This is a genomic window from Nocardia thailandica NBRC 100428, from assembly GCF_000308795.1.
In the GTDB taxonomy this organism is placed as follows: Bacteria; Actinomycetota; Actinomycetes; order Mycobacteriales; family Mycobacteriaceae; genus Nocardia; species Nocardia thailandica.
In genome coordinates this window covers 1-3,647 of sequence record NZ_BAGK01000148.1, presented here as the reverse complement: position 1 = coordinate 3,647, position 3,647 = coordinate 1, and the positions used below count along the sequence as shown (strand labels likewise).

The window sequence follows — 3,647 nt, the reverse complement described above, 5'->3', positions numbered from 1 at the left end:
CACGCTGTGGCTGGTCGCGGTCGTGTTCGCCGTGTTGTTCGTCGGCGCGGTCGGTTTCGCGGGCTACAAGTTCATCAGCGACATCGCGCCCGCCGAGGACTTCGCCGGGCCGGGCGGTGACCTGGTCGTGGTGCAGGTGCACTCCGGGGACACCGCCACGCAGATCGCCGAGACGATGTTCGACAAGGGCGTCGTGGCCAGCTCGGCCGCCTTCTACGAAGCGGCCGTGAAGAATACGGCGATGAACAGCCTGCAGCCCGGCTATTACGCCGTGCCGCAACGCAGTCCGGCCGCCCAGGCGGTGACGACGTTGGTGGGCAAGGGATCCCGGGTCGGCAACCTGGTGATCTCCGAGGGCAGGCAGCTGCACGACCAGCAGGACGTCAACACCGGCGCCCGCAAGGAGGGCCTCTACACCAAGATCGCCGCCGCCAGCTGCATCGGCAGCGGACCGTCCCCGCGCTGCGTGACCGTCGACCAGCTCGACGCGGCGGGCGCGAGCACCGACCTGGCCGGGCTAGGCGTGCCGGAGTGGGCGCGAGCCTCGGTGTCGGCGGCGCCGGACCGCAAGCGTCAGCTCGAGGGCCTGATCGCCGCGGGCACCTGGGATTTCGATCCCGGCCAGACCCCGCAGCAGATCCTGCGCCAGCTCATCACCACCAGCGCCGCCAAGTACGAGGAGACCGGCCTGCTGCGCTCGGGCACGAGCAATGGCCTCGACCCGTACCAGACGCTGATCGCGGCCTCGCTCGTCGAGCGGGAGGCGCTGCCCCAGGACATGCCGAAGGTCGCCCGGGTCATCGTCAACCGCCTGAAGATCGATCAGCCGCTGCAGTTCGACTCGACGGTCAACTACTCCCTCGACCAGACCGAGGTGGCCACCACCGACGCCGACCGCACCCGCGTCACCCCGTGGAACACCTACGCCATGGCCGGGCTGCCCGCCAATCCGATCTCCTCGCCGTCGCTGAACGCGCTCAAGGCCATGGAGAACCCGGAGGTGGGCCCGTGGCTGTACTTCGTGACCATCGACAAGAAGGGCACCACCCTGTTCACCGAGAGCTACGCCGAGCACCTGCGCAACATCCAGAAGGCGCAGCAGAGCGGCATCCTCGACAGCGGGCGGTGACGCGATGACCCGCAAGGCCGCGGTGCTGGGCTCCCCGATCGCCCACTCCCGTTCCCCCCAGCTGCATCTGGCCGCCTACCGGGCGCTCGGCCTGGACTGGACCTACGAGCGCGTCGAGTGCGACGCGGACCGGCTGCCCGGCCTGGTGGCCGGGCTCGGCCCGGAATGGGTCGGCCTGTCGGTGACCATGCCCGGCAAGGAGGCCGCCCTGGCGGTCGCCGACGAACGCACCGAACGCGCGGTGCTGGTCGGGTCGGCGAACACGCTGGTGCGCACCGGGTCCGGCTGGCGGGCCGACTGCACCGACATCGACGGCGTGTCCGGCGCCCTGCGCGGCGGAGGCGTCGAGGCGCTCGCCGAGGCCGTGGTGCTGGGAGCGGGCGGCACCGCCCGGCCCGCCCTGCTGGCGCTGTCGGACCTCGGCGCGAAGGCCGTCACCGTGGTCGCCCGGGACGCCGGACGGGCGCGCGGCGCGCTCGACCTGGCCGAGCGGCTCGGCATGGCGGCCACGGTGATCCCGCTCGAGCCCGGCGCGGTGCGCGCGGCGTGCGCGGGCGCGGGGGCGGTCGTCTCCACCATCCCCGCGTCCGCGGCCGCCGGCATCGCCGAGGCCGTCGCGGTCGCGCCGGTGGTGCTCGACGCGATCTACAACCCGTGGCCGACCCCGCTCGCGAGCGCGGTCGCGGCGGCGGGCAACACGGTGGTCAGCGGGCTGCAGATGCTGCTCAATCAGGCCTACGGTCAGGTGGAGCAGTTCACCGGCCGCCCGGCGCCCCGCGCCGAGATGGCCGCCGCGCTCGGCGAAAACTGATACGTGTTCTACTAATCGTCGCTAGGGTGGTCCCCATGGGTGTGTCGATGAGCGCGTGGATGCTCCGGGCCGTCGGGCTCGGCGCGGTGGTGGTGGCTTTGCGGCTGCTGCTCGGCTTCGCGATGGTCTACTGGCCGACCTGGGGGACGGCGATGCGGGTGCTGTGCCTGGTGATCATCGTCGCCGCCACCGTCTGGTGGGCGGTGCGGGACGCGCGCGCCGACCCGGGCGCCGACCTTCTGGTGCGCTGGCTGCAGGTCGCGGTCGCCGCCGGACTGGGCAGCGGCCTGGTCTGCTGGCTGCTCGACTTCGTCCCCGGGATCGACCTCGGCGACAGCGGCGCGCTGTTCGAACTCACCGCGGGCGCCTCGTTCATCGTCCTGCTGATCTTCCTGCCCGCCCTGGCCGGTGCCGCCTTCGGCCGCCGCCGCCCCGGCCGCGACAAGCCCTCGGCGCCGACGGCCGAGCCCAGCTCCGAACTCTCGCCCGCGCTCTGAGCGGGCACGGGCGGCGCGCTGCCCGGATCGTGCCGAACCCGGCCGGGACGCGCCACCGCGTCCCGGCCGCTGTGCGTCAGAGCAGGATGGCGCCGCTGTTCGGGGTCGGCTCCTTGGCGATCACCGAGTAGGCCGCGGCCAGCAGGGCCGGGTCCGGACCCTCGAGGCGGCCCGGCTTGGCCAGTCCGTCGAGCACCACGAAACGCAGCACGCCCGACCGGGTCTTCTTGTCGGTCTGCATGGCCTCGAGCAGCTGCGGCAGCGCGTCGGCGTCGTAACCGGTGGGCAGGCCGACACTGGCCAGCACGGCACGGTGCCGGTCCGCGGTCGCGTCGTCCAGCCGCCCGGCAAGGCGGCCCAGCTCGGCGGCGAACACCAGGCCGACCGACACCGCGGCGCCGTGGCGCCAGCGGTAGCGTTCGCGCCGCTCGACCGCGTGCCCGAGGGTGTGGCCGTAGTTGAGGATCTCGCGCAGGCTCGACTCCTTGAGGTCGGCGGCGACCACGTCGGCCTTGACCTGGATCGAGCGGCGGATCAGTTCGGGCAGCACGTCACCGGCCGGGTCGAGCGCGGCCTGGGGATCGGCTTCGATCAGATCCAGGATCACCGGGTCGGCGATGAAGCCGGTCTTGATGATCTCGGCCATGCCCGCCACGATCTCGTTGCGCGGCACCGTCTCCAGCGTCGCGAGGTCGACCAGGACCGCGGCGGGCTCGTGGAAGCAGCCGACCAGGTTCTTGCCCGCCTCGGTGTTGATGCCGGTCTTGCCGCCCACCGCCGCGTCGACCATCGCCAGCAGCGTGGTCGGCACGTGCACGATCTTCACCCCGCGCATCCAGGTGGCCGCCACGAAGCCCGCGAGGTCGGTGGCCGCGCCGCCGCCGAGGCTGACGATCACGTCGTTGCGGGTCAGCCCGATCCGGCCGAGCACCTCCCAGCAGAATCCGGCGACCGCCAGGTCCTTGCCCGCCTCGGCGTCGGGGATCTCGATGCGGTGCGCGTCGATGCCGGTGTCGGCCAGCGCCTTGCGCACGGCCTCGGCGGTCTCGGCCAGCGGCGGCTGGTAGAACACCGCGACGGTGCGCACCCCGGAGGCGCCGGTGACGGTCTCGACGAGGTCGCCGAGCAGACCGCGGCCGATGATCACCGGATACGGGTCGGCGGTGCGGACCTCGATGGTGGTGGGCTCTGTCACGTGCGCTGCTCCGAT

At 72.6% G+C, this 3,647-nt stretch carries 4 protein-coding genes; 3 read left to right on the top strand and 1 reads right to left on the bottom strand.

Annotation, left to right across the window (positions count from 1 at the left end; translation table 11 throughout):
- The 3 genes from mltG to ON36_RS16045 form a co-directional block, all read left to right on the top strand.
- The coding region (gene mltG, locus ON36_RS16055; RefSeq protein WP_043653613.1) for an endolytic transglycosylase MltG at nucleotides 1–1,129 on the top strand (1,129 nt) is incomplete at its 5' end.
- 4 nt (nucleotides 1,130–1,133) lie between these two features.
- Nucleotides 1,134–1,940, top strand: a complete 807-nt coding sequence (locus tag ON36_RS16050) for a shikimate dehydrogenase (protein WP_043653610.1) — start codon at nucleotides 1,134–1,136, stop codon at nucleotides 1,938–1,940.
- 35 nt (nucleotides 1,941–1,975) lie between these two features.
- Entirely contained in the window at nucleotides 1,976–2,437 is a 462-nt protein-coding gene (locus ON36_RS16045; RefSeq protein WP_052314042.1) for a B-4DMT family transporter, read from the top strand.
- Nucleotides 2,438–2,513: 76 nt separating this feature from the next.
- Here ON36_RS16045 and aroB read toward each other — a convergent pair whose 3' ends face one another.
- Nucleotides 2,514–3,632, bottom strand: coding sequence for a 3-dehydroquinate synthase (aroB, locus tag ON36_RS16040; RefSeq protein WP_043653607.1), 1,119 nt, complete (start codon nucleotides 3,630–3,632; stop codon nucleotides 2,514–2,516).
- Nucleotides 3,633–3,647 lie beyond the last annotated feature (15 nt).